This is a genomic window from Streptomyces sp. GL_141 (assembly GCF_057834385.1).
Window position 1 is genome coordinate 149,493 of sequence record NZ_CM174402.1, and the last position, 20,439, is coordinate 169,931.

20 protein-coding genes are annotated in these 20,439 nt (G+C 73.0%); 11 read left to right on the forward strand and 9 right to left on the reverse strand.

Annotated elements, in window-relative coordinates:
- The first annotated feature begins 27 nt into the window (after positions 1-27).
- Positions 28-855, forward strand: a complete 828-nt coding sequence (locus AC3IX6_RS00640) for an NAD(P)-dependent oxidoreductase (RefSeq protein ID WP_489368187.1) — start codon at positions 28-30, stop codon at positions 853-855.
- A gap of 31 nt (positions 856-886) precedes the next feature.
- On the opposite strand, the gene AC3IX6_RS00645 is transcribed toward AC3IX6_RS00640, so the two are convergent.
- A complete protein-coding gene (locus AC3IX6_RS00645) occupies positions 887-1,561 on the reverse strand; it encodes a lysophospholipid acyltransferase family protein (RefSeq protein WP_489368188.1) in 675 nt (224 codons plus the stop codon).
- A 187-nt stretch (positions 1,562-1,748) separates the two neighbouring features.
- Between AC3IX6_RS00645 and AC3IX6_RS00650 the strand changes: the two genes are divergently transcribed.
- The gene (locus AC3IX6_RS00650) at positions 1,749-2,192 is read left to right on the forward strand and encodes a ribosomal maturation YjgA family protein (protein ID WP_489368189.1); all 444 of its coding nucleotides are present in this window, start codon (positions 1,749-1,751) and stop codon (positions 2,190-2,192) included.
- Here AC3IX6_RS00650 and AC3IX6_RS00655 read toward each other — a convergent pair.
- Both AC3IX6_RS00655 and AC3IX6_RS00660 read right to left on the reverse strand, forming a co-directional pair.
- Positions 2,189-3,730, reverse strand: coding sequence for a serine/threonine-protein kinase (locus tag AC3IX6_RS00655; RefSeq protein WP_489368190.1), 1,542 nt, complete (start codon positions 3,728-3,730; stop codon positions 2,189-2,191). The genes AC3IX6_RS00650 and AC3IX6_RS00655 overlap by 4 nt on opposite strands.
- Positions 3,731-3,826: 96 nt before the next feature.
- Positions 3,827-4,552: a DUF4232 domain-containing protein gene (locus AC3IX6_RS00660; RefSeq protein ID WP_489368191.1), complete on the reverse strand. Its 726-nt coding sequence runs from the start codon at positions 4,550-4,552 to the stop codon at positions 3,827-3,829.
- 334 nt (positions 4,553-4,886) lie between these two features.
- Between AC3IX6_RS00660 and AC3IX6_RS00665 the strand changes: the two genes are divergently transcribed.
- The 6 genes from AC3IX6_RS00665 (at position 4,887) to AC3IX6_RS00690 (ending at position 11,364) form a co-directional block, all read left to right on the forward strand.
- A complete protein-coding gene (locus AC3IX6_RS00665) occupies positions 4,887-5,318 on the forward strand; it encodes a hypothetical protein (protein ID WP_489368192.1) in 432 nt (143 codons plus the stop codon).
- 30 nt (positions 5,319-5,348) lie between these two features.
- The gene (locus AC3IX6_RS00670; protein WP_489368193.1) at positions 5,349-6,692 is read left to right on the forward strand and encodes a hypothetical protein; all 1,344 of its coding nucleotides are present in this window, start codon (positions 5,349-5,351) and stop codon (positions 6,690-6,692) included.
- Between the two features lie 38 nt (positions 6,693-6,730).
- Positions 6,731-7,228 (forward strand): hypothetical protein, encoded by a 498-nt coding sequence (locus AC3IX6_RS00675; RefSeq protein ID WP_489368194.1) that lies wholly within the window; start codon positions 6,731-6,733, stop codon positions 7,226-7,228.
- Between the two features lie 128 nt (positions 7,229-7,356).
- Positions 7,357-7,869, forward strand: a complete 513-nt coding sequence (locus AC3IX6_RS00680) for a hypothetical protein (protein ID WP_489368195.1) — start codon at positions 7,357-7,359, stop codon at positions 7,867-7,869.
- 122 nt (positions 7,870-7,991) lie between these two features.
- On the forward strand, positions 7,992-9,791 hold the full coding sequence (locus tag AC3IX6_RS00685; protein ID WP_489368196.1) for a peptide-N4-asparagine amidase: 1,800 nt from the start codon (positions 7,992-7,994) through the stop codon (positions 9,789-9,791).
- A gap of 517 nt (positions 9,792-10,308) precedes the next feature.
- Positions 10,309-11,364 carry a helix-turn-helix transcriptional regulator gene (locus tag AC3IX6_RS00690; protein WP_489368197.1) on the forward strand — a complete coding sequence of 352 codons (1,056 nt, stop codon included), beginning with the start codon at positions 10,309-10,311 and terminating at the stop codon, positions 11,362-11,364.
- On the opposite strand, the gene cynR is transcribed toward AC3IX6_RS00690, so the two are convergent.
- A complete protein-coding gene (cynR, locus tag AC3IX6_RS00695) occupies positions 11,349-12,254 on the reverse strand; it encodes a transcriptional regulator CynR (RefSeq protein WP_489368198.1) in 906 nt (301 codons plus the stop codon). The genes AC3IX6_RS00690 and cynR overlap by 16 nt on opposite strands.
- A 123-nt stretch (positions 12,255-12,377) precedes the next feature.
- On the opposite strand from cynR, the gene AC3IX6_RS00700 reads away from it, so the two are divergent.
- Entirely contained in the window at positions 12,378-12,977 is a 600-nt protein-coding gene (locus AC3IX6_RS00700) for a carbonic anhydrase (protein ID WP_489368199.1), read from the forward strand.
- 110 nt (positions 12,978-13,087) lie between these two features.
- Entirely contained in the window at positions 13,088-13,558 is a 471-nt protein-coding gene (cynS, locus tag AC3IX6_RS00705) for a cyanase (protein WP_489368200.1), read from the forward strand.
- A gap of 90 nt (positions 13,559-13,648) precedes the next feature.
- Here cynS and AC3IX6_RS00710 read toward each other — a convergent pair whose 3' ends face one another.
- From AC3IX6_RS00710 to AC3IX6_RS00720, 3 genes are read right to left on the reverse strand one after another with little or no spacing between them, the layout of a single operon-like run.
- Positions 13,649-14,002: a UBP-type zinc finger domain-containing protein gene (locus AC3IX6_RS00710; protein WP_489368201.1), complete on the reverse strand. Its 354-nt coding sequence runs from the start codon at positions 14,000-14,002 to the stop codon at positions 13,649-13,651.
- On the reverse strand, positions 13,999-15,495 hold the full coding sequence (locus AC3IX6_RS00715; RefSeq protein WP_489371700.1) for an ATP-binding protein: 1,497 nt from the start codon (positions 15,493-15,495) through the stop codon (positions 13,999-14,001). The genes AC3IX6_RS00710 and AC3IX6_RS00715 overlap by 4 nt, the downstream gene beginning before the upstream one ends.
- 11 nt (positions 15,496-15,506) lie before the next feature.
- The gene (locus AC3IX6_RS00720) at positions 15,507-17,183 is read right to left on the reverse strand and encodes an NAD(P)/FAD-dependent oxidoreductase (RefSeq protein WP_489368202.1); all 1,677 of its coding nucleotides are present in this window, start codon (positions 17,181-17,183) and stop codon (positions 15,507-15,509) included.
- 210 nt (positions 17,184-17,393) lie between these two features.
- On the opposite strand from AC3IX6_RS00720, the gene AC3IX6_RS00725 reads away from it, so the two are divergent.
- The gene (locus tag AC3IX6_RS00725; RefSeq protein WP_489368203.1) at positions 17,394-18,047 is read left to right on the forward strand and encodes a TOPRIM nucleotidyl transferase/hydrolase domain-containing protein; all 654 of its coding nucleotides are present in this window, start codon (positions 17,394-17,396) and stop codon (positions 18,045-18,047) included.
- Between the two features lie 28 nt (positions 18,048-18,075).
- Here AC3IX6_RS00725 and AC3IX6_RS00730 read toward each other — a convergent pair whose 3' ends face one another.
- Both AC3IX6_RS00730 and AC3IX6_RS00735 read right to left on the reverse strand, forming a co-directional pair.
- Complete coding sequence (locus tag AC3IX6_RS00730) at positions 18,076-18,945, reverse strand: alpha/beta hydrolase family protein (protein ID WP_489368204.1); 870 nt, start codon at positions 18,943-18,945, stop codon at positions 18,076-18,078.
- Between the two features lie 51 nt (positions 18,946-18,996).
- Entirely contained in the window at positions 18,997-20,208 is a 1,212-nt protein-coding gene (locus AC3IX6_RS00735; protein WP_489368205.1) for a serine hydrolase domain-containing protein, read from the reverse strand.
- Positions 20,209-20,439 lie beyond the last annotated feature (231 nt).

Genomic DNA, 20,439 nt, shown 5'->3' on the forward strand with positions numbered 1-20,439 from the left:
GGGTGGGCCGGACCTAGCGTCGAGTCCATGAACTCCACAGCGGACGACGCGCCGCACATCGCCTTCCTCGGCCTGGGCAGCATGGGCGCCCCGATGGCCCGCCGGCTGCTCGCCGCCGGACACCCGCTGACCGTCTGGAACCGCACCCCCGGCAAGACCCGGGCGCTCGCCGAGGCCGGCGCGGTCCCGGCCGCGACCCCCGCCGAGGCCGTCCGCGGGGCGGACCTCGTGATCACCATGCTGTCCGATCCGACGGCCCTGCACGCCGTCGCGGAGGAGCTGCTGCCCGCCCTGCGCCCCGGTACCCACTGGATCGACACCTCGACGGTGGGCCCGCAGGCGGTGCGGGACGTGGCGGGGCGGCTGCCTTCCGGGGTGGTGCTGACCGACGCCCCGGTCATGGGCAGCGTGGACCGGGCCGCCTCCGGCGAGCTGTGGGTGCTGGCCGGCGGCCCGCTGTCCGGCCCGGTACGCCGGGTCCTGGACACGCTCGGCGAGGTGACCGAGTGCGGTCCGGCGGGCTCCGGTGCCGCGCTCAAGCTGGTCCTGATCAACGCGGTCATCGGCGGGGTCGCGCTGGTCACCGAAGCCCTGGTGCTCGGGTCCGCGCTGGGCCTTCCGGAGGAGCTGCTGCGCTCGGAGCTGGCGCGCGGGCCGCTGGCCGGTGCGGTGGCCCGGGCCTACGCCGAAGGCTCCCACTTCCCCGTGGCGCTGGCGGCCAAGGACGTGGCCCTGGCCCGCGGTCACGCCGAACTTCCGGTCCTGGACGCGGTGCACACCGCTCTGACCGCCCGTCCCGAACTCGCCGCCCGCGACCTGGCGGCCCTGCGCCCGGTCCTGCATCCGGTCCGCTGACCGGCCAGTCGGAGCCGATGCTCCGCGCGGCCTACAGCGTACCGACGCCGACGCCTACGCCGACGCCGGCGAGGCCGGACAGCGCGGTGTGCCAGGCCGAGGTGACCGCCCCGTGGGCAGCGGCCGTCGCCTCGGGAAGCCCGTCCGGCAGGAACAGGGGCGCGCCGACGTGCACATGGACCCGCGGTCGGCGGACCGGGGCCGTGAGGACTCCGGCGAGCTGTTTGGCCGTCGTCCCGGAGCTGACCCGGCGGGCGCCCGCCTGGCCTACGGGGCGGACGGGTGCTCCCGTGGCCAGGGCGAGGCGGGCCAGGCCGCTGCGGAAGGGCAGGGGCGCGGCTTCCCCGGAGTCGCGGCGGGCGGGGATCCCGCCTTCCCCGTACATCAGCACGCACCGCCCCGCCGCCAGGGCCCGGGCGGCGTCGGAGAGCGAACTCGCCGCGCGGGCCGTTCCCCGGTGGACCGGGATGTGCCCTTCGCGGGCGAGCGCCCCGCCGAGCACCGGGACCCGCCACAGCCCGGCGGTGGCCATGATCACCGGGTCGACGCCGAGCCGGCGCAGGGCGGCGACCACGACGACGGGGTCGGCCAGGCTGGTGTGGTTGGCGGCCAGGATGGTCCCGCCGACGACGGGGTGCGGCGTGTCCGCGGAGACGGTCAACCGCCCGAACACCGGGGCCAGGGCGGCGGCGACGTGGCTGATCATGGAATCGAACCTCCGGGACGGGGTGTGCGGTCTTCGTGCCTCCAGCCTGTCGGCCGCCGCCCGGTCCGGCATGAGTCGCCCTACTCAACCCGCCTGGGTACCTGGCCCACGCACCCCTCCGCTCCGCGACGGAGGCGGGCGCGGGACCCGCGGCCGTCGGCCGTCGGCCGTCTGGCAGGGTTGTCCCATGATCACCTACGTGCCTGCGAGGCGTGCCCGTCCCGGAACGGACCCGGCCCGGACCCGTTTCGCGGCGGCCGCAGCGGTGGTCGTGACCGTCGGCACGGGGCTGGGGCTACGGGCCGTGGCGACGGGGAGCCTGGCCAAGTGCGGCGGAGACGCGCTGTACACCGTACTGATCCACGCCCTCATCGTGCTGGCCCTGCCGCGGGTGACGGCCCTGCGGGCCGCCGCCGGCGCTCTCGCGGCGAGTTGGGCGGTGGAGTTCCTCCAGCTCACCGGGGTACCGGCGGAACTCTCCCGGCACAGTGGGCTCGCCCGCCTCGTCCTCGGGTCCACCTTCAACCCGCCCGACCTGTTCTGGTACGCGGTCGGCGCGACAGGCTGCCGGCTCGGCCACGCCGCGTGGGGGCGCCTGTCGGCCCGCCGCGGTCCGGGGGACACGCTCTAGCGGCTGCGGGACAGCGTGCCGGGGGCGCCGGCCGACTGGGCCCCTTCGGCCTCCAGGGTCAGCTTGTCGGGCTCCGCGAGGGTCAGCACGTAGAGGTTGCCCTTGGGGCAGTCGAAGGTGGCCGCGGTGTCGGTCGGACGGGTGGTCACCGCCGCGAAGACCGCCCGGTCCCCGCTCGTCTGCCGTAGTTCCAGGGCCTCCGTGCACCCCAGATTCCGCCCGGTGGCGGCCTCCTTCACCTCGCTGACCTGGCGGCCCACGAGGTCTCCGACGGAGCCCGCGTTCAGCGTCACCGTGACGGAGAACTCGCCCGTCCTGGCCCGTGAGACTCCGTCCGCGTCGGGCGTTCCGGGTCCGGTGCCGGTCCACGTACCGACCCACGAGGGCGGTAGTGCCGACGCCGATGCGGACGGGGTCGACGATCCGCGCCCGCCCCCGTTCCCGTCCCTGTCCGCGTCCACGCCCCAGGGCATCTTGATCACGAGCGTGGCCGCGAGGACGAGGGCGGCGGCGACGGCCGCCCCCGCCGCCCAGGGCACCCGTCGGGTTCCTGCCGGAAGGGGAGGGTGCGGCGGCGTCGCCGGAAACGTGGAGGGCGGCGCCGACGGCATGGGAACGGGCCCGGGGAGCGGCCGGGATGCGGACAGGAAGCCGTGCAGTTCGGTCTCCCGGCGGGCTGCGTCGGCGGCCAGCGAAGGCGGTACCGCTCCGCCCCACTCCTCCCCCGCCGCGCCGATCCGGGCCAGCACCTCGTCGGCGGTCGGGCGCTCCTGCGGATCCTTGGCCAGGCATGCGCCGAGCAGCGGGCGGAGCCCCTCCGGAACACCGTCGAAGGCGGGCTCGTCGTGCACGATCCGGTAGAGGAGACCGGGGAGTTCGAGCTGCTCGCCGTCGGCCAGGAAGGGGCTGCGCCCGGTGGCCGCGTAGACGAGTACCGCGGCGAGTGAGAACACGTCCGCCGGGGCCCCGGCCACGGCTCCGGTCGCCTGCTCCGGCGCGAGGAACCCGGGCGTGCCGATGAGCGCTCCGGTGCGGGTGTGGCGCGGGTCGTGCACGGCACGCGCGATGCCGAAGTCGATGAGGAAGGGCCGCTCGCGGCCGAGCAGCACGTTCCCCGGCTTGATGTCGCGGTGCACGACGCCCGCCGCCCGTACGGCCACGAGCGCGGCCGACAGTTCCCGGGCCAGGCTCCACAGGGCGGGCCCGGTCAGCGGTCCGTGCCGGTGCACCCATTCGCCCAGGGAGGGCGCGGGGACGTACTCCGTGGCGAGCCACTGCGGGGACGACCCCGGAGCGCTGAAATCCACCACCGAGACCGTCCACACGGAACGCACGCGGTCGTTGGCGCGTATCTCCCGGGTGAACCGGTCGGCGAAGTCGGGATCCCGGCTCAGTTCCCGGTGGACGGTCTTGAGGGCCAGCGGCCGGCCGGACGCCGTCCGGGCCAGGAACACCTCGCCCATGCCGCCCTCGCCGAGCCGCGCCAGCAGGCGGTACCCGCCGATCTCCGGCGGGTCGCCGGGCCGCAGTGACTCCACCGACTCCCCCTGTCCACCAGGCCGTTGTCCGCGCGCGCAAAGCGCACGGACCGGCCGGTGGAGTCACCTTAGAGGACGGCCCGGAGGGGCGGATCGTCAGGACGACATGATGAAGCGCAGGGCCAGGCCCGAGGCGGTCATCCAGTGGGTGACCTTGGCGTAGTCGTTGTAGTAGACCGTGTCGACGCCGGGGAAGGCGACCTTGATCGGCTCGCCCTTCTTGCTCCCGGCCTTGGTGTCCTGGAGCTGGACGGTCATGGTCTTCGCCGGGGCCTCGTCCATGGGACCGCTCAGGAGCAGTGCGGCGTGCGTCTGCTTGCCCGGGGCGATGGTCTCGTACGGCGTCCCGGGCGTCGGGGCGCTCTCCTTGATCTCGGGGACCAGCCGGCGGGCGTCGCCGAGCTGGATGAGGGGGTAGTGGTAGACCTTGCAGGCCTTCTTGCTGGTGTTGGTGAGGGTGAGCAGGATGTGCCGGACTGCCTGGCCCTTCTCGTCCTCGGTGCTGGAAGTGATCGAGACGTCGCCGGGGGCGCAGACGGCGACGGCCCCCTCGCCGCTGCCGCCACTGCCGCTCGCTCCCGGGGTCGGCTTCGCCGAGGGCGTGTCGCCGGGCTTCGGTGTGCTCGGGGAGCCGGTGTCGCCCGGGGTGCTCGACGGGCCCGTCGCGCTCGGGTTGCTCGGCCGGGCCGTGGGCTTGCCGTCGCCCGGCCCGTCGCCCCCGCTCGGCGAGCACGCCGCGGACGCGAGCAGTGCGGTGGCCGTCGCGGCCCCGAGGACGTAGGACTTCCAGCCTCTGCGACTCGTACGGGCAGCAGTGTTCATGGTGTTCCCCCGTTGTCGGCCCTGGTCGGCCGCTGTCGACTCCCAATGGTGAACGCAGACCGCGATGGCTCCGGCCCGCAGCAGGGAATTTCCCACATCACCGGGGTCCCAGACGCCTGTTACAAAGCAGGGACGAGACCGGCACGCTTCGGTCGGACGACCGGCCGACCAGGGCGTCCGTGCCGGGGCCCGCGTCCCCCGTACGCCGGAGCCGCGGTGCCGGTACGCCCGAGCCACGGACCCGGTACGAGGCTCTGCCGCCCCTGCGCACGGGGTGGTTGACCTCCGCTCGATTGGCATGTATATGATCTTGCCCTTCGGACGGGGGAGCATCATGTCAGGGGATTTCGCGCAGGAGTGGGAGCGTGAACGCGCGGGCGTCACGGACCACGACGTGGCCGTGCGGTTGAACGGCGCGCCCACGGGGCCGTTCGCTCCGGGCGGGTCCGGTGACTTCGCCTCGACGCCGGCCGAGAAGCAGGCGGCGGCGAACACCATCGAGACCGAGCTGGAGCCGAACACCAAGAAGGCCTCCGAGCACGCGGACGACGCCACCAGCGCGGCCGGGAAGGGCTTCGACGGCTGGGACACGGCGAGCGGCCTGAAGAAGGTGTCGGACACCTGGGACCAGCAAGTGCGCACCCTGATGGGCCGGCTGTCCTCGGAGAAGGGGGCCCTGCGCGGGGCCTCGGGGCTCTTCGTGCGCAACGACACCGGACTGGGCAACCAGTTCCTGGTGTCCGGCTCGAAGCTGAACGGTCTGTAGGGGGCTGTGGTGCTGACGTATCACGAGGTCATGACCACGGACCTGGGCCTGCTGACGGCCGCGGCGGCCAAGTGGGAGTCCATGGCGGGCGAGTTGAAGAAGGTCGAGGCCCGCTACGGCGAAAGCGTGCAGAAGATCACGCTGGGCCAGACCTGGTCCGGTGTCAGCGCGGGCGCCGCGCATTCGGGTTTCGAGGCGACCCGTTACGAATACGCCGCGGCGCAGACCCAGGCCAAGGCCATCGCGAGCCTGCTGCTGGACGCCCACGCCGTGTTCACCGATCTCAAGTCGAAGCTGCAGAGCGCGCGGGACGACGCGGTCGCCGCCGGGATGACCGTATCGGAGCAGGGCCGCGTCGCCTTCGACTACGCGAAGCTGACCCCCGCCGAGCGCAGCGCCTACCACCACGACCCCGACGGCGAAGCCTCCATCCGCACGGCCGTCACCTCGTGGCAGCAGTACCTCGACGACCGCGTGAAGGCCGCCTCCGAAGCCGATCAGCACGTGAAGGCCGCCCTGGAGGCCGCTGTCGTCGACGGCAACCGGGACGCCTTCGGCAAGGGCGCCGACCAGACCATCGGCGGGTTCAACGCCCACCCCGAAGGGGACCTGGCCAAGGTGCCGCTCCCCCGGTCCAAGGACGCCGAGGTGGGCACGAAGACCGACGGCTGGCAGGCCGAGGGTTCCGCGTCGGCGACCGGGCCCGACGCGGGCGCCAAGGCCTCCGGGCCCAAGTACGGCAAGGAGGGCTCGGCTCAGGCGTACGCCGAGCTCGGTCACGCGACGGCACAGGGATCCCTCACCAACGGGTCGATGCGGCTCTCCGGCATCGCCGACGCCTACGCGGGGGCCCGGGCCAGCGCCAACGTCGGCATCACGGACAAGGGCCTCACGGGCAAGGCCGAGGTGTCCGCGGGCGGCCGGGGCCTGGCCGAGGGGCGCGTGGGGTACGGGTACGTCGAGGGGTACGGTCGGGCCGAGGGGTTCGCCGGAGCCGAGGCGCAGGCCAGTGCCGGCGTCGGCCTGGAGGGCCTGAACGCCGGTGCGAAGGCCTTCGCCGGGGCGAAGGGCAGCGTCGCCGGAGGCGCCGAGGTCGCCGGGATCGGGGCCGGTGCCACGGCCGAGGGATGGGCCGGAGCGGGCGCCGAGGCGAAGGTGACCTTCGGCAAGGGCGACGACGGCAAGTTCCACGTCGGCGGCAAGGTGGGCGTCGCCCTCGGCCTCGGCGGTTCCGTCGGGGCCGAGTTCACGATCGACCCGGCGAAGATCAGCGACGCCGCCGGCGACGCTGCCGACGCGGTGGGGGACGCCGCCCATGCGGTCGGCGATGCGGCGGGCTCGGTCAAGGACACTGTCAGCAGCTGGTTCGACTGACCCACGTTCCCGTGGGAGGAAAGTAAGGAAAGCGCGAGATGGCCACGACACTTCCGGTACCGATCGAGTTCCGACTGCCGGAAGGCTGGCAGCCGGCCCCTCCGGACGAGGTCGGCGCTCCGGGCGTGGCCTTCGTCGCGCTGCATCCGCATCCGGATTCCGGTTTCACGGCCAACATCACCATCGACGGCGAGTTCCGGCCGGACGAGGCGACGCTGGACGAGCTCGCCGACGCGTCGGTGGAGCGCCTGCGCGAGGCGGCCGAGTCCGTGGTCGTGGCCGCCCGCCGGGAGATCGGCTCCGAGGGCGCGCCAGGCCTGACCCAGCGGTTGACCTTCTCGGCGGTCGCGGGCGGGGTGCGCCGCGAGCTCGTCCAGTCGCAGGTCTACCTGTCCATGCTGGACGTCTCCGATCCGCGCAAGCGTGCGGTGATCCGGATGGTGCTGACCGCCACCGCGGAGCAGCACGACGACGTCCTGGGCGACTTCCAGGAGTTCCTGCGCACGGTGGGCCCGGACATGGCGGCGGGATCGTAGGAGCCGGGTCGCAGGAGCCCGGCCTCAGGCACTGGGCCGCAGCAGCCGGGTCGCAGGCACCGGGCCGGCCACAGGAGGCCGACCGGACGATCTTGTCTCGAGCGGCCGGGTGTCCCTAGGGTGGTGCGATGGGTCTCTTCGACAAACTCACCGGCACCAAGCACCCCGACAGCGGCGTCGCGCCCCGCTCCGCCGAGGAGGTACGGGCCGCACTGCTCGGGCTCTTCGCGGCGGACGCGCCGTACGTCGTGCGCGGGGGCACCCCCGAGGGCGTCGACCTGGTGGCGGAGTGGCGTATCCGGGAACCCGCGTGGCACACCTTCTTCGCCCGGACCCAGGTGAGCCGCTTGCTCCAGATCCAGCTGCGCCTGGACCCGGCGGCCCGCGAGGTCCGCAGCATCGACCGGCAGTTCGAGGTCACCTGGCTGGGAGGCACGCCCCAGCTCGCCCTGTCGGCCGAGGCCACGCGCGGGCAGGTGAACACGGTGTCCTGGCGCCGCAAGGTCGAGCGGGGGGCCGACGGCGGCATCGAGGCCAACGAAGTGTTCCGTTTCGACAGCTCGGAGCTGAAGGACCCGCTGCGCGAAGCGGTGCTCGCCGCCGGGTGGACCTGGCGCGGGGTCGTCTTCGGCAAGCTCTGACGCGGACGGCCGCGGTGGCATCCGGGACGGCCTGAGCCCACCACCGCTCGGCGGCCGGATCCGGCCAGGGCCGGGCCACGGCTCTGGCGCGCCCGCGCCGGGCCGGGTTTCACTGCGGGCCCATGAGACGACACAGGTTCACGGGCGCGCTCGGCGCGCTCGCCCTCACGGCCGCCACCCTCACGGCCGCGGTCCCGGCAGCGGCGGCCGGACCCGGCGGCACGCCCGCTCCGGCGACGGCCTTCGCTCCGGCCGCATCCTTCACGTCGGCCGCGGACCTCGCGCGGACAGCGGGCCTCGTGCCAACAGCGGGCCTGGTGCCGGCATCGGGCCTCGTGCCGGCCGCGGCCCTCGCGTCGGCGGGGACCGGCACGCAGCCGCCACCGCCCGCCGAGTTCGGAACGGACTGGCACGATCCGCTCACCGCCGCCCCACCCGTGGCCCGGCCCTCGACCCGCTCCTGTGAGGTGGCCCTCGCCGAGGCGCAGTTCCGTGACTTCACCCCGTACCGGGGCAGTTACCTCCCTCCCACGGCCTGCGGCCCCGCCGACTGGGAGAAGGTGGTGCTCCGGCTGGACGGCAAGGTCAAGGGGCGCCAGTTCGACCGTCTCGGCAACCTCTCCCTCGGCGGCGTGGAGATCTTCCGCACCTCCACCCCCCAGCCCTCGCCGGACGGCATCGCCTGGTCCGTGGAGAAGGACGTCACGCAGTACCGCGACACCCTGAGCCGCCCGCAACCCGTCGAGATGCTCATCGGTAACGTCGTCAACGACACGTACACCGGCATCATCGACGTCAAGGTCACCCTGACGTTCTACGCGGCCGAGGGTGCCACCGGAACCGGCCGCACGCCGGAACGGGCCGTCCCGCCGGACCGGATCCTCCCGCTCACCACCCCGTCCGTCACCCTCCCGCGCAATACGGAGCGCCTCCTCGCCGAGGTCTACGCCACGGGCTCCGGCGGCGGCTGCGAGGAGTACTGGTACCTGGCCGCCCCGGACCCGGCCCCGTACTCCTGCAAGACGGCCGACGGCCCCTACCGCGAGGTCCGGATCACCGTCGACGGCAGGCTCGCCGGCATCGCGGCGCCGTTCCCCACCGTCTGGACCGGAGGCTGGTCCAATCCGTTCCTCTGGTACGTCACCCCGGGCCCGCGCGCCTTCGACGTGCAGCCGGTCCGCTACGACCTCACCCCGTACGCCGCCCTCCTCAACGACGGGCGTCCGCACCGCATCGAGGTCTCCGTCGCCGGAGTTCCGGCCGGGCAGAGCGGCTGGAGCACCCCCACCAATCTGCTGCTCTGGCAGGACGAGGGCCGCCAGGTCGTCGGCGGGGCCCTGACCCGCGAGGAGCGGAGCGAACCGGCCGACTCCTCGCGCTGGACGCCCGCCGCACCCGGCGGCGAGCACCGGGTGGACACGGAGGGCGGGCAGCGGCTGACCGTGTCCGGCTATCTGGACACCTCGCACGGCCGGGTCACGACCACCGTCGGCCGCACCGTGCACCACGGCTCCGTCCACCGCTGGACCGAGGGCGAGGACCGCGACGCGCTCGCCGCGACCTGGACCGACGAGGAGAGCGTGACCCGCGGGACCGTGACCACGCGGACCAGCCGGACGTACTCCATGGACGGCGAGACCACCCTCGGCGCGGGCGACCGGCTCCGCACCGTCATCTCGCTCGGCGACCGCGCGGACACCGTGACCCTGCGCGGCGGACGGGAGACCGGCCGGTCCCGGCTCGACGACCGGTACACGGGCGACGCGACCTACACCGCGAACGTCCCGCGCGACCAGCGGCACGCGGTCGCCACCACCTCCGCCCGCCACCGGCTGTACGGGTCCGGTGTGCCGGGCGGGTGCTACGACCGCACGGTGGCCACGGCCCAGGGCGTCGTCACCCAGGACCGGCGCCGCTGCTGAGCGGGGTTCGCCGGTCGGCTACGCGTCCAGGGGCCGGCCGGACATGGTTCCCGCCATCAGCCGGCCGTCGTAGGGCAGGGTCGGGGCGGCAGCCTCCCACGCGGCCCGGACCGGGGTGTTCCGCATCCTACGGAGCTGCCCCGGGCCACGGCCTCCAGGACGACCGCCGCGGCCGCGGCGACAGCGGCGACCACCGTGAGCATCTCAATTCCCCCGGCATTCGCTTCTGTTGTCCGGCCATCTCGGCCGGCCCCCGTCCTCGGCGCAGAATACGGGGCCGGCCCCGCCCGGATCGCGAGCCCCCCACCCCCGTAGGGGGTCTCGCTCCGTCCGTGCAGTCCGTGCCGTGCGGGAACGATCACCACACTACGGCCGGGCAGTTCGCCTCCCCAGGGCCGCGCGCGTCAGCAGGGGGACCGGGCGCGCCACGGGGGGACCCTGCCCGCCATGTTGGGGACCGTCGCCCCCTAACCCCCACGATGACCTGGTAGTTCACGCTGGACTATGCTCTGCGGCTGTGGTCTCGCACGCACATCAGGGGACAACCTCCTCCGCCCTCGCCCGGCTGAGCGTCAACGTCGCGCGGCTGGTCGGCATACGCCCGCACGGATACGCCCACTTGCTGGGCATGGCGCCCCAGCACCTCAACGACGACCTGTGCCGCACCCCTTCGGCTACGGCCATCCGGATCGCGGAGCTCACGACGGTCCACGCCCCCTGGACCGACATGTCCGTACTGCTGGCGCGGGAGTCGGACATCGGCGCCCTCGGGGTCTGGGACTACCTGATCACCTCCGCGCCCACCCCGCTCGAAGGGATCCGGGACGCCGCGGCCCACTTCGCCACCGTCGCCGACCCCCTCACGGACGGCATGCAGATCACCGAGCACGGCGAACGGGTCACCATCAGCCACGTCAACCAGGCCGACATCACCCACGAGGCGGCCTGCGGCATCCGCGGTTACGCCCTCGGCCTGTACCGGCGGCGGCTCGGCGAAGCCGCGGGGCGGTGCCTCGTTCCCCTGCACGTCTCCCTCGCCGCCAAGGCGCCCCTGCGGCACGACACCCTGGTCGAGCTCTACGGCACCCGGAGCATCGAGTTCGAGGCCCCGGTCAGCTCGATCACCTTCCGCGCCGCCGATCTGAACTCCCCGACCCCGCACGCCCAGCCCGGGCTGTCGACCGTGCTCCGCCGGCACGCCGAGCAGAGCCTCGCGAGCGCGATCCCGCTGCACGACTGGCCGGCCCTGTTCCGTACCGCCCTGGCCTCCGCGCACGACGAGGGCGCGCCGACCCTGTCCGCGGTGGCGCGGCGCATGACCATCAGTGCGCGGACCCTCCAGCGCCGCCTCGAGGAGCACGGGACGACGTGGAGCGAGGAGGTCGAGGCCGTACGGCGGGACCACATCACCCGGCTGCTGCACGACTCCGACCTGAGCGTCGACGCGATCGCCGCCCGGAGCGGTTACGCCGACGCCCGCGCCCTGCGCCGGGCCGTCAAGCGCTGGTACGGGACCACGCCCGGGGCCCTGCGCCGCTCGGGGCGCGGCGGCGAGGCTCAGGCCGGGGTGTAGCCGCGGGCTCGGACGTGGTCTCGGGTGAGCCGGGTGAACGCGCGTCCGGCGGCGCTCCGGTAGGCGTTCTCGCGCCGGAGGAGGGCGACGGTGCGGGTGGGCAGGGGCGGTTCGAGGGCGACCGGGGCGAGGTGGGGGTGGTCCTCCGTGACCGCGTCGGGCAGGACGGTCGCGAGGTCGGTGCGCCGGACGATTTCGACGAGGGTCTGGACGGAATTGGCCTCCACCGCGATGCGCGGCCGCACCCGGTGGTCGGCCAGGTAGGAATCGATGTGTCCGCGGGTGGCGAAATCACCGCTGAGCAGCACCAGCTGACGGTTCGCCAGATCGGTCACGGACTGGGGTGGGAGCGGGCCCGCGGCGGGGGTGGCGGCGGTGACGAGGCTGAGGGTCTCGGCGTACAGCGGGGTCGCGCAGATACCGGGCAGGTGCGGGCCGTCGAAGGCGATCCCCAGGTCGAGCTCGTCGGCGAGCAGCCCGGCTTCGATGCGGTCCTGGGCCATGTCCTTGACGTCCAGGGTGATGCCGGGGTGGCGGGCGTGGAGTTCCGCCGCCAGGGGCCCGACGAGGTAGGCGGTGAAGGTCGGCGTCACGGCCAGCCGGAGGTGGCCCCGGGAGAGGTCGGCGACGTCGTGGACGGCGCGTTCCGCGGCGGCGAGGTCGCGCAGGGCCCGGCGGGCGTGGTGGACGTAGGTTTCGCCGGCGTCGGTGAGGCGGACGCCGCCGCGGCCGGTGCGGTCCAGGAGCTGGACGCCGATGGCGCTTTCGAGCTGCTTGATCTGCTGGGACAGGGTCGGCTGGGAGATCCGCAGCTCTTCGGCGGCGCGGGTGAAGCTGGCGTGTTCGGCGACGGCGAGCAGGTAGCGCAGGTGACGGAGTTCCGGGGCCATGGCACCGAGTATAGATGGCATCTATAGGAGGGATGTCCAATACGTCTTGGACGCTATACGTGCAGGTCGTGCATGGTGGATCTCGTCGGCCCGACGGGTCGGCAGGCATCGAAGGGAGTGACCATGCACGACCTCATCGCGGGCGTCGCGCAGTTCCGGCGGGAGGTCTACCCGGCCAAGGCGGAGCTCTTCGCCCGGCTGGCGACGAACCACCGGCCGCGCACCCTGTTCATCAGCTGCTCCGATGCCCGCGTGGTACCGGAGCTGATCACCCAGAGCGAGCCGGGCGAGCTGTTCGTCATCCGGACCGCGGGCAACCTCGTGCCCGCCCACGCCCCCGGTACGGACGGGGTCGCGGCCAGCATCGAGTACGCCGTCGCCGTCCTGGGGGTGAGCGACATCGTGGTGTGCGGACACTCCGCCTGCGGCGCGATGACGGCCCTGGCCGAGCGGCACGACCTCAGCGGCGCCCCGGCGGTCGCCGGCTGGCTGCGCCACGCGGATGCCTCGCTCGCCCGTACCGGCGGCGCGCAGGACGCGCGGAGGGTCGACGCCCTGGTACGGGAGAACGTGCTCGCGCAGCTGGCGAACCTGGCCACCCACCCCTCGGTGGCCCGCGCCCTGGCCGCGGGGTCGGTGACCCTGCGCGGCTGGGTCTACGACATCCAGGCCGGCGGCGTCGAGGAGCTCGGCTCCTCCCGGGCGGCCTCCCTCACGGCCTGACCGCCCCACCGCCGCCCCCTCGGGTCCCCGACCCGTATCTCCCCCACCTCGTCCGCCGCTCGCCCCTCCCCCCTTCGGGTGGGCGGCCCACCCGAAAGGAAGCCCTCCTCATGGTGCACGCCCAGTTCGACAGCTCCGCCCGTCAGGCCCTGGCCGTCAAGGCCGTGGACGCCAAGATCCGCGAGGACCTGACCTGGCAGCGGATCGCGGACGCCGCGGGCCTGTCGGTCGCCTTCGTCACCGCGGCCGTGCTCGGCCAGCACCCGCTGCCTCGGTCCTCGGCGGAAGCCGTGGCCGGGCTGCTGGGCCTGGACGCCGAGGACGCGGTGCTGCTGCGGACCATCCCGACCCGCGGCTCGGTACCCGGCGGTGTCCCCACCGACCCGACGATCTACCGCTTCTACGAGATGCTCCAGGTCTACGGCACCACGCTGAAAGCCCTGGTCCACGAGCAGCTCGGCGACGGGATCGTCTCCGCGATCAACTTCAAGCTCGACGTGAAGAAGGTCGCCGACCCCGACGGCGGCGAGCGCGCGGTCATCACCCTGGACGGCAAGTACCTGCCGACGAAGCCCTTCTGATCCGCCCTCGCCGGCCCTCGTCCGTCCTCGTCCGTCCTCGTCCGCTCTCGCCCGCTCTCGCCCGCTCTCGTCCGCCCTGGTCCGCCCGGATCAGCGGTGGAGCCGTCGGCTCCAGTCCTCGGGGAGCCGGTCGGACGGGCCCGGGGCAGGCTGGTCGGACGGGTGGCCGGACGGCGGGGCCAGCTCGGGGCCGGACTCGTACAGCTCGTTCGCCGCGTAGTCCCAGAACCAGTCCTCACCCGGTTCGTAGCTCTGCACCAGGGGATGCCCGGTGGACTTCCAGTGGGCGGTGGCGTGCTGGGCAGGCGAGGAGTCGCAGCAGCCGATGTGGCCGCACTGGGCGCAGCGCCGCAGGTGGAACCACCAGCCGCCCAGGGCATCGCATTCGACGCAGCCGCTGCCGCTGGGCGGGACGCTCGGGTCGACTCCGTCGATGGCGGTCATGCGGGCTCCTCGGAGGGCTCGGGACGGGATGCGGATCCGGGCCCGGATGCGGGACCGGATGCGGGTTCGGGTTCGGGTTCCGGTGCGGTCAGCGGGAGCAGCACCTGGAACCGGGTGTCGCCCGGGGCGGACTCGACCTGGAGGCTTCCGTGGTGCTTGTTGACGACGATCCGCCAGGAGATGTCCAGGCCGAGACCGGTGCCCTCGCCGACGGGTTTGGTGGTGAAGAAGGGGTCGAAGATGCGGCTGCGGATCTCGGACGGGATCCCGGGCCCGGTGTCGCGGAACTCCACGAGCAGCCGGTCGCCCTCCCGTGCCGTGCGGACCGTCAGGGTGCCCTCGCGGCCCGTGCTCCCGATGGCGAACACGGCGTTGTCGATGAGGTTGGTCCACACCTGGTTGAGCTCCGCGGGGTAGGCCGGTACGTCCGGCACGGAGCGGTCGTACTCCTTGACCACCCGGATCCGGGGGCCGATCTTGCCGGAGAGCATCAGCAGGGTGCTGTCGAGGAGTTCGTGGACGTCGACGACCCGGTGCGGGGCGCGGTCGAGCTGCGAGTACTGCTTGGCGGCGTCCACGAGGTGGGAGATGCGGGTGGTGGAGTCGTCGATCTCGTCCATCAACAGCTCGGTCTCGACCGTGTAGTTGAGCCAGCCGAGGGCTCCCGGCAGGAGGTCCTCGGCCACGCGCGCCGCAACCTGGTCCAGCCAGTCGGTGTCCAGGCCGGCCTGGACGAAGACCGGTGCGATCCGCCAGCCCTCGGGGAATCCGTGGTCCTCCAGCCAGTCGGCGATCTCGTCCTCCCGGTCGGAGGCTTCGAGTGGGCTCAACGCCGGCGCCTTGGCCACGCGTTCGACGGTCCGTTCCTGGATCTCGATGAGCTCGGCGATCGCTTCGCGGGGGTAGTTCCCCTGGGAGATGTGCGCCAGTTTGTGCCGCATCTTGCCCACGCGTTCGCGCAGGGTGGCGGTGGCCCGGACGGCCGCCGCGGCCGGGTTGTTGAGTTCGTGGGTGAGGCCTGCGGACAAGGAGCCGAGGGCGAGGAGCCGTTCGCGCTGGCCGATGACCTGCTGGGTGCTCCTGGCGCCGAAGAAGAGCCCCTCCAGCAGGTGCGCGGCCATCGGGAACCACTCCCGCATGATGTCCGAGAAGGACTGCGCGGGCAGGACGAAGAACCGGGTCGGTTCGGTCACCCGCATCGAGTTGTTGTACGTCTGCGGGACCTGGTCGCCCAGATAGGCCTGCATGGCCCCCGCGTACACCCCGCGCTGGGAGGTCCGGCCGACCTCCACCTCGTCGCCGCCGACCCGGCGGGACAGGACGACGGTGCCCTCGATCATCACGTAGAAGCAGGTCGCGGGGTCGCCCTCGGTGTACACGGGGCCGGTGTCGAACCGCTCCACGCGGCCCTCGGAGCACAGCCGCCCGAGCTGCTCCGGGGTGAGCTTCTCGAAGAGGAAGAGCGAGCCGATCTCCTGCGGGGAGCACGGCATCGCCTGCCCGCTCACGACTCCTCCAGGTACCGGTGGACGAGCATCACGGCCATGGCTCCCTCTCCGACGGCCGACGCGACCCGCTTCGCCGACCGGGCGCGCGCGTCGCCCGCCACGAACACGCCGGGCACGCTGGTTTCCAGGTGGTAGGGCGACCGGTCCAGCTCCCACTCGGCCGGGGGCCGCCCGTCCGGTGTGAGGTCCGGCCCGGCCAGGATGAAGCCGTGGTCGTCGCGCAGCACCGTACCGTCCAGCCAGTCGGTGAGCGGGGCCGCACCGATGAAGACGAACATCCACTGGGTGGCGACGAGTTCGGTCGCTCCGGTGTCCACGTCGCGCAGCGTGAGCTGCTCCAGGTGGCCTTCGCCGTGCGCCGATTCGACGGTGGTGCGGGTGCGCACCGTGATGTTGGGCGTCTCCTCGATCTGCTGGATCAGGTAGTACGACATGGACGCGGCGAGGGACTCCCCGCGCACCAGGAGCGTCACCGATTTCGCACCGCGGGCGAGGAACATGGCCGCCTGTCCGGCGGAGTTGGCGCCGCCGACGATGTACACGTCCTGTTCCAGGCAGGAGGAGGCTTCGGTGAGCGAGGAGCCGTAGTACACCCCGCGGCCGGTGAGGCCGTCGCAGCCGGGCGCCCCGAGCTGCCGGTAGGAGACTCCGGTGGCCAGGATGATGCTCTGCGCGCCGATCGCCGAGCCGTCGGAGAAGCGGACGACGCGCGCCGCGCCGTTGACCTCCAGTCCGGTGACCTCGCGTGCGGTGAGGATCTCGGCGCCGAACCGGCCGGCCTGGCGGCGGGCCCGTTCCGTGAGCTGGGCGCCCGACACTCCGTCCGGGAAGCCGAGGTAGTTCTCGATGCGGGAGCTCTGCCCGGCCTGTCCACCGGTCGCCGACCGCTCGACCAGTACGGTGCGCAGCCCCTCGGAGGCCCCGTACAGCGCGGAGCCGAGCCCGGCCGGGCCGCCGCCGATCACGACGAGGTCGTAGAAGTCGGCGGTCGGTGTGGTCGCGAGCCCCACGTGGGCGGCCAGGTCCGGTGCGTCCGGCTCGATCAGCACGGTGCCGCCGGGGGTGATCACCACGGGCAGCCGCTGTCCGTCGGCTCCTGCCGCCCGCAGCAGCCGGCGTCCCTCCGGCTCCTCGCAGGAGTACCAGCGGTAGGGGACCTGGTTGCGGGCCAGGAACTCGCGCACGGCCGACGAGGGGGCCGACCAGCGGTGTCCGACCACTTTGGTGGCGGGCACGGGCCGGTGGTCGCCGGTGCGCCAGGCGGTGAGGAGGTCGTCGACGACCGGGTAGAGCTTCTCCTCGGGCGGGTCCCACGGTTTGAGGAGGTAGTGGTCGAGGTCGACGACGTTGATCGCGTCGATCGCCGCGTTGGTGTCGGCGTAGGCGGTCAGCAGGACGCGGCGTGCGCCCGGGTACACGGTGAGGGCCTCTTCGAGGAACTCGATGCCGTTCATCTGCGGCATGCGGTAGTCGGCGAGGATCACGGCCACCAGGTCGCCGCGGAGCTTGAGCTCGCGCAGCGCCTCCAGTGCGGATTCCCCGGTCTCGGCCCGCACGATCCGGTACCCGGATCCGTAGCGTCGCCGCAGGTCGCGGGCGATGGCCCGGGACACTCCCGGATCGTCGTCCACGGTCAGGATCACGGTCCGCGCCGTCTCGGCGGCCTCTGTCATGGCTCTCCCACCCCGAGCGGCGTGGACTGGCGGCGTCGCGGCGAGCCGCCCGCACCCGGTTCCCGTCCATCCTAGGGTCGATCGTCCGGGTCCGCGCGGACGGACGGAGCGGGCGGTCCGGTGGGCAGCGGGAGGAGGTCCGCGCAGGCGGGCGCCCTCCCGGGCGGAAAATGCGTACCGTGCCGCCGGGAAGGGGACCAGACTCCTCCCATGGCTGACATGGTGGCGTTCGGGGATGCGGTGACCGCGTGGGCGGCCGGTGACGCCGGTGGTCTCGGTGACGTGGGGCGCGCGGGGGAAGCGGCGGACACGGCGCGCGAGCTCGCCGCGCGGCTGCCCGTACGGACCGTCGTGCTGCTCGAAGGGGCGAGCGACGCCGAAGCGGTCGATGCGCTGGCCGCGCGGCGCGGCCGGAACCTGGCCGCCGAAGGGGTCTGCGTCCTGCCGATGGGCGGCGCGATGAGCGTGGCGCGCTTCGCCCGGTTCCTCGGACCGCGGGGTCTGGGGCTGCGCCTCACGGGGCTGTGCGACGAGGCGGAGCGCGGCTTCTACGTGCGCGGCTGGGAGCGGGCGGGTGCCGAGCCGCGGGGGTTCTTCGTCTGCGCGGCGGATCTGGAGGACGAGCTCATCCGCGCGCTGGGCGTGCCCCGGGTGGAGGAGCTCGTCCGGGAGGAGGGGGACCACCGCGCCCTGCGGACCTTCCTGCGCCAGCCCGCGCAGCGGGGCCGCACGCCGCAGCAGCAGGTGCGGCGCTTCCTCGGCACGAAGAAGGGCCGCAAGATCCGCTACGGCCGCGTCCTCGTCGAGGCCCTCGATCCCGGCCGGGTACCGGAGCCGCTCGACAGTCTGTTCGCGAGCATGTGACCCCGTACCGCCCGCGGCCGGTACGGGGTCAGCCCAGGTGTTCCAGGAAGAAGACGGCCGCGTCCTCGCCGGCCCGGACCCGGGCGGTCGGGTCGGCGGGCTCCGGGGCGAAGAAGTCCTCGTGCCGGACGGCGGGGCCGATCGAGTGGCCGCTCGCGGCGGGGATGTGTTCCAGGTAGGGCCGCGTGTCGGATTCGTACGGGGTGATCGTGTCCGCTCCGGCCCAGCGGATGGCGACGGGGACGCGTACGGCTTCCAGGCTCTCCCTGGTCACGATCGCGCCGACGCCCGGGGCCACCTGGAAGACCGCCCGCACCCGGGGATCGGAGAGGTCGCCGCCGACGCCGTCCAGGGCGAGCTCCGCGTCCTCTTCCTGTGCGTACTTCTCGCGCAGCGCCTCCAGTACACCGGGGAACTCGGGGATCTCCGGCAGCGGTACCGCGCCCGTGAACACGGCGCGCAGGATCGCCGGGTCGACCCGGGCCCCGGCCAGTGCCGCTGCCGTGTAGCCGCCGATGGAGAAGCCCGCCACGCCGACCGGGCCGAGGGGCTGTTCCTCGGCGAGCACGTCGAGGGCGAAGGAGATGTCCCGGGGCCGTTCCCAGACGTGGAGGAAGCCCTCCGGCTCGTAGCCGTCGACGAAGTTGTTGCCGTGGTGGTCGAGGGCCACCACCCGGAACCCCGCGGCGTGCAACGGGCGCACCAGCCATTCCATCTCACTGCCCGACCCTCCGGTGCCGTGCGAGACGACCACCAGCGGAGCGGGGGCGTCCGCCTCCGTACGGCCCGGCTCCCACACGTACACGCGGACCGGCCGCGGACGGGACGCGTCGCGCAGGTCGGGGCGGGACTCGTCGTACAGGACGCGTATCAGCGGCTCTGGCGCGGAGAGGATCATGGCGGCATCGTAGCGACCCCGCGCCGGGCGCACCCGGCACGTCCCGGCGGCTCAGCGCATCTTGAGCTCGTGTCCGGGGGCGAGGGCGGCGGAGATGCGTTCCGCGATGGTCTGGGCCGAGTTGCCCGCGGGGCTCTTGGGGCCCTGGGTCACGGTGACGGAGATGGCGAGCTTCTCCGCCGGCAGGTAGGCCTGGATGGCCGCGTAGCCGGAGAAGGACGGGTTCGTCAGGATCCAGTCGTCGACGACGATCACGCCCAGTCCGAAGTGGTGGGACGCCGTGTTGGTCAGGAGGCAGACGCTGTCCGGGCAGGAGTCCGTCGGGTGGCCGAGGCCGACGGTGCCCGGGTCGAGCTGGGTCTTGAAGGACTTCGCGGACAGCAGTTCGCCGGTCCCGACGGCGCGCGCACCCCGGTCGAGGTCGCAGATGTTCTGGACGAGGACCGCACCGGGAGTGGTGGTCCACGAGGGGTTCCAGAAGGTGGACTCCTCATAGGTGCCGCGCTCGGAGGTGAAGGCGTGCAGGACCGGTTCCGGGATCTGCGGGGTGTACTGGTTGCTGGTCCCGCTCAGCGCGAGCGGTCCGTAGACGCGCTCCTTCAGCAGCCGGTCCAGCGGGAGGCCGCTGATCTTCTCCAGCGCCTCGCCGAGCAGGTTGAAGTTGGCGTGCGAATAGCTCCAGTTCGTGCCCGGCTCGTAGAGGAGCGGCTTGCCCGTGGCGATGCCGATGACCTCGGCCGACGTCCACGCGCGGAAGGGTTTGGCCTCCAACTCGGCGAGAAAGGCCGGGTCGGTGACGTAGTCGTGAAGGCCGGACGTCGAACTGCCCAGCATGCGGAGGGTGATCTCGGATCCGTGCGGCACGTCCGGCAGCCAGCGGGACACGGGGTCGTCGAGCGAGGCCTTGCCCTCCTCGACGAGCTGGAGCAGTACGGCGCCCATGTAGACGATGGCCACGGATCCCGTACGGAATTTCATGGACGGCTCGGCCGGGACGCCCGTCATCGACTCCCCGAGGGCCGTGGTGAGCACCTCTCGGTCCGCGGAGGACACCCGTAGGACCACCGCGTTCAGGCCGAACTCCTTCTGGGCCTGCTGCGCGATGGTGAGGACCTTGAGCGCGTCGCCCCGGGCGGGGCCGGGAGAGTTCACGCATGCCCCGGGAGCCGCGGCGGCCGGCTCCAGGCCCACGGCCGTCCCCGCCGGAAGGGCCGCGCCCATCAGACCGGCGATGCACAGCAAGACCGTACGAGTACGCCTCACGTTCCCAGTATGTGCGGGCACCGCACGGAGCGCGCGGGGAAACGGGATGACTCCGGGCGAACGGGACAGGGCTGCCTTCGAATCCGAATCTGACGGCCATTCAGATGCCGAGAACTGCCCCGCGGGGACTTCCAGAGCCATGTGATGTGTGCCATGTTACATCGCACACTGCATAGCCGTGTACACGACAGAGTTGAAATCCCCACCAACTCCCGTCGACGTCACGGTCCG